General features: G+C 69.5%; 3 protein-coding genes. 1 reads left to right on the forward strand and 2 read right to left on the reverse strand.

All coding sequences use genetic code 11. The features are described from left to right. Positions 1–580: 580 nt before the first annotated feature. A complete protein-coding gene (locus OOT08_RS02770; RefSeq protein WP_325091018.1) occupies positions 581–2296 on the forward strand; it encodes an HNH endonuclease in 1716 nt (571 codons plus the stop codon). Between the two features lie 164 nt (positions 2297–2460). On the opposite strand, the gene OOT08_RS02775 is transcribed toward OOT08_RS02770, so the two are convergent. Next, a complete protein-coding gene (locus OOT08_RS02775; protein WP_325091019.1) occupies positions 2461–3486 on the reverse strand; it encodes an NADP-dependent oxidoreductase in 1026 nt (341 codons plus the stop codon). Positions 3487–3551: 65 nt separating this feature from the next. Continuing rightward, positions 3552–3976: DUF1304 domain-containing protein (locus tag OOT08_RS02780; RefSeq protein WP_325091020.1), on the reverse strand; the 425-nt coding region annotated here is incomplete at its 5' end.

Consider the following 3976-nt stretch of genomic DNA (forward strand, 5'->3'; position numbering starts at 1 on the left):
GTGGTGGTGGCCGTGGAGAACTTCTCCTGCCTCAGCCGACAGTGGCCGGGTGGGGCGGGTGTGCGGGAGGGGCTGTACTCGCGGGGTTGGTGCTGGGGGTCTTCCGACGCTCTTCGGGAGCGGACAGCAGGACGCTCGGGGCGAAGCCGTTGACACGAAGCGACGAAGCGACGCTAAGACGCCAGAAAGCCGGAAAGCCAGAAAGCCAGAAAGCCGGAAAGCCGGAAAGCCGGAAAGCCGGAAAGCCGGAAAGCCGGAAAGCCGGAAAGCCGGGAAGCCGGGAAGCCGGGAAGCCGGGAAGCCGGGAAGCCGGGAAGCCGGGAAGCCGGGAAGCCGGGAGGCCGGGAGGCCGGGAGGCCGGGAGGCCGGGAGGCCGGGAGGCCGGGAGGCCGGGAGGCCGGGAGGCCGGGAGGCCGGGAGGCAATTTTGAGTCCGCCAGAGTTGGGTTTTGCTGTCAAGCGTTGCGGTGAAAACGCGCCATATTTTGTTGCGATGATCCAGGTCCGGACTATATCGTTTTCGATCGGAAATGAGGTTTGAGCAGCACTTTTCTTCGGGTCGATTCGGGTAAAATTGGGGCATGGTCACTTTCACTCCCGTCGCACCCCGCGACACCGCAACCCGCACACCGCGGGGCGGTGCGTTTGCGCGCGTGCCGGGCACGGGGACGGTGACCGGGGCGAGCGCCGCGAAGATCGCGGCGCGGATCGCCGCCGATGCTTTTGCCGCGTCCCGGGTCGTTTCGGGTGACCAGGCACCGCATCCGCTTGCCGCCGCCAAGGTGGCCGCCTCCGCGGCTCGCGCGCACCTCAACGCTGAGGAACTGCGCGCGAGGGAGGCCGAACTGAGCGAGGCGATCTCCGAGGCCACGCGGGAGAAGAACCGGGTTGAGGCACGTCGCGCTCGCTTGATCGCGGAACTCGCCGACCTGAACGAGGAGCGCTTTGTCCGGGAGACCACGGAGGACGCCGCACGGGTGCTCGCCGCGACCGGGGAGGTCATCGAGCAGACCGTGACCGGTGAGGACCGTGCACAACGGATGGGGCAGCTCGCCGAAGAGGTCGCGTTCGCCGTCACGGTCGGGAAGCCCACCGGCACTCGCTTGCTCAATGATGCGCTCGCGGTCGCCGAGGATCTGCCCCACGTATGGGACGCTTTCTCCTCCGGCGCGCTCGACCAGGCTCGCGTGTCCGCGATCGTGCGCGTCACCGCCGACGCGCCGCCCGTGGCTCGCACGATTCTCGACGAGCAGCTCGCCGAGGTCGCCCCCGCACTCACTCCCGCGAAGCTGTTTCGCGTGGCCGAGGACCTGCGGAACCGGGTCGATCCCGTGTCTCCCGAGGCGCGGCACGCGGACGCGTTCCAGCGTCGCGGGGCCTGGAACGAGCCCGCCCGCAACGGCATGATGGAACTCACGATCCGACACTCCGCCGTGGAACTGACCGCCGCCTACGACCGGAGCGACGCGCTGGCGAAACAGCTCGCGATCATGGAGAAGCAGGACCACCAGGAGCGCGTGAACGCACTCAAGGACGCGCACACCGGCTCCGAGGAGGAGCTGGCCGAGGCCATTGCCGCCCTCCCGCTCCCCCGCGGCATCGCGCAGCTCCGCGCGGATGTGCTCGTGGACCTGATCTCGCTCGGCGAGATCGACACGGAAACACCTGAAACCCTCAGCGCCTCCGAGGGCGACACGGCTCCCCGGGCCACCACGGCCCCGCCCCGCGGGGTGCGCGGACAGGTCCTCGTGACCGTGCCCACCCGCATCCTGGCCGGGCTCACCGACGACCTCGGCCCCGATGCCACCGCCGAGGCGATCCTCGGCAAGGAATTCGCCCAGCTGGACGGCTACGGCGTGCTCGACGACGACACCGCGGAGCGGGTCGCCTTCGGCATCGGCTCCTTCCGGGCCCTGTTCACCGACGACCGGGGCGCGATCCTCAACGTCGGCCGCGACAGCTACGCACCGCCCAAAGCGCTCCGCAGATTCACCGAAATTCGGGACCAGCACTGCCGCTTCCCCGGGTGTGAACGGGCCGCTGTCCGGTGTGACCTGGATCACTCGGTGCCGTGGGATGCGGGCGGGGAAACCTGTCACGATAACCTCGCGTCCCTCTGCCGGACCCACCACACGATGAAGGGCCGCGGCGACCCGGGCACAACCGGGCCGGGCAAAACGCACAAAGGCTGGACGCTGCTCGATAACGTGAACGGGGTGCTGGAATGGGAAACCCTGAGCGGACGGCGCACCACAACCCATCCCGAACGACCATCGGCCGCACCGGAGACACCCTGACCCTCGCCGAGCGTCCCGCCGCACGCGCCCCCGATGACGACGAGAGCCCCTCCGCCCCCGCGGGCGCTCCGCCTCCCCGAGTGCGAACGGGCGGCAACCGGGCCGACCTGGATCAGTGCAAGAGACCCCCGGACCGCGCGGCAGTCCGGGGGCCGGTCGTGCGCTTACGCTCCGGCGGTCTCCGGGGTGATCCGGACGACCATCTTGCCCGTGTTCGCGCCGCGCATCAGGTCAAGGAACGCGTCAACCGCGCCCTCGATGCCCTCGCGGACCGTCTCGTCGAAGACGACCTGACCGGAGCCGAGCCACCCCGCCATCTCGGCCGAGAACTCCGGGAAACGGTGCAGGTGATTGCCGATCGTAAAGCCCTCCAGCCGGAGGCTCCGCGTGATCAGATTCGAGAGGTTATCGGGTCCGGCCACCGGCTCGGTGCTGTTGTAACCAACGATCGACCCGCAGATCGCGCCGCGCCCGTGGTCGTTGAACGCGTCGAGCGCCGCCTCCAGGTGGTCCCCGCCCACGTTATCGAAGAACACGTCGATGCCCTCCGGAGCAAGCCCCGCGAGCTGCTCGCGCACCGGCCCATTGCGGTAGTTCAGCGCGGCGTCAAAGCCGTACTTCTCCGTGAGGAGCGCGACCTTCTCGTCGGTGCCCGCGGCGCCGATCACGCGCTTGGCCCCCTTCAGCCGGGCGATCTGCCCCACCGCGGTGCCGACCGCGCCCGCGGCCCCCGACACGAACACGGTGTCCCCCTCGCGCATCTGAGCGATGTCGAGGAGCCCCACGTAGGCGGTGAGCCCCGTCATCCCGAGCACCCCGAGGAACGCGGACAGCGGCAACCCCGGCACCTCGGGCAGCACCCGGAACGCCCCCGCGTCCCCCTGGGCCACGTCTCGCCAGCCGAGCTGGTGCAACACCGCGGCCCCGACCGGGTGCGAGTCCACCGTGGACGCCACCACGCGCCCGACCGCCCCGCCCGTCATCGTCTCCCCGAGCGCATAGGGCGGGGTATAGCTGCGCACGTCGTTCATCCGCCCCCGCATGTACGGGTCGACGGAGATGAACTCGTTCCGGACCCGCACCTCGCCCGGCTGCAGCTCGGGCAGCTCCCGAACGCTGGTGCGGAAGTTCTCCTGGGTCGGCCACCCCTCGGGGCGGGAGTGCAGCTGGATTTCGGTGCTGTGAGACATGAGAGCCTTTCGATGGGGTGTTCCGTGTGGGTCATTGGTGAGGATTCGGGGTGAGCTGCGGGGCGTCACGCGCTCAGCAGCGCGGCCAGCAGCGCACCCACGGCAAGCAGCGGCGGCACGAGCTGGATGAGCGCCGGCCGCGCCTTCCCCGGCGACGTGATGAGCAGGACCAGCCCGGCAAGCAGCATGGAGCCCGCGCCAGCGAAGACCAGGGCGGCCCCGGCGGCAATCGAACCCAGCGCGAGCAGCACCACGCCGACGACCGTGATCACGGCGAGGAAGAGGTTATAGAAGCCCTGGTTGAAGGCGAGCTCCCGGGTGGCAGCGGCCTCCTCCGCTGAGGTGCCAAACACCGAACGACCGCGAGGGGTCGTCCAGAGCAGGGACTCGAGCGCAAAGATCATCACGTGGATCAGGCTCGCGATTCCGGCGCAGACGAGAGCGGTGAGGAGCATGCGGGTGGCCTTTCCATGAAACCGGGGGTTGTGAT

Origin of the sequence: Leucobacter sp. M11, from assembly GCF_035726885.1 — a bacterium.
GTDB lineage: Bacteria > Actinomycetota > Actinomycetes > Actinomycetales > Microbacteriaceae > JAPFRB01.

Coding starts and splice junctions, on each gene's coding strand:
- OOT08_RS02770 (WP_325091018.1), top strand. CDS start 581: ATGGTCACTTTCACTCCCGTCGCACCCCGCGACACCGCAACCCGCACA.
- OOT08_RS02775 (WP_325091019.1), bottom strand. CDS start 3,486: ATGTCTCACAGCACCGAAATCCAGCTGCACTCCCGCCCCGAGGGGTGG.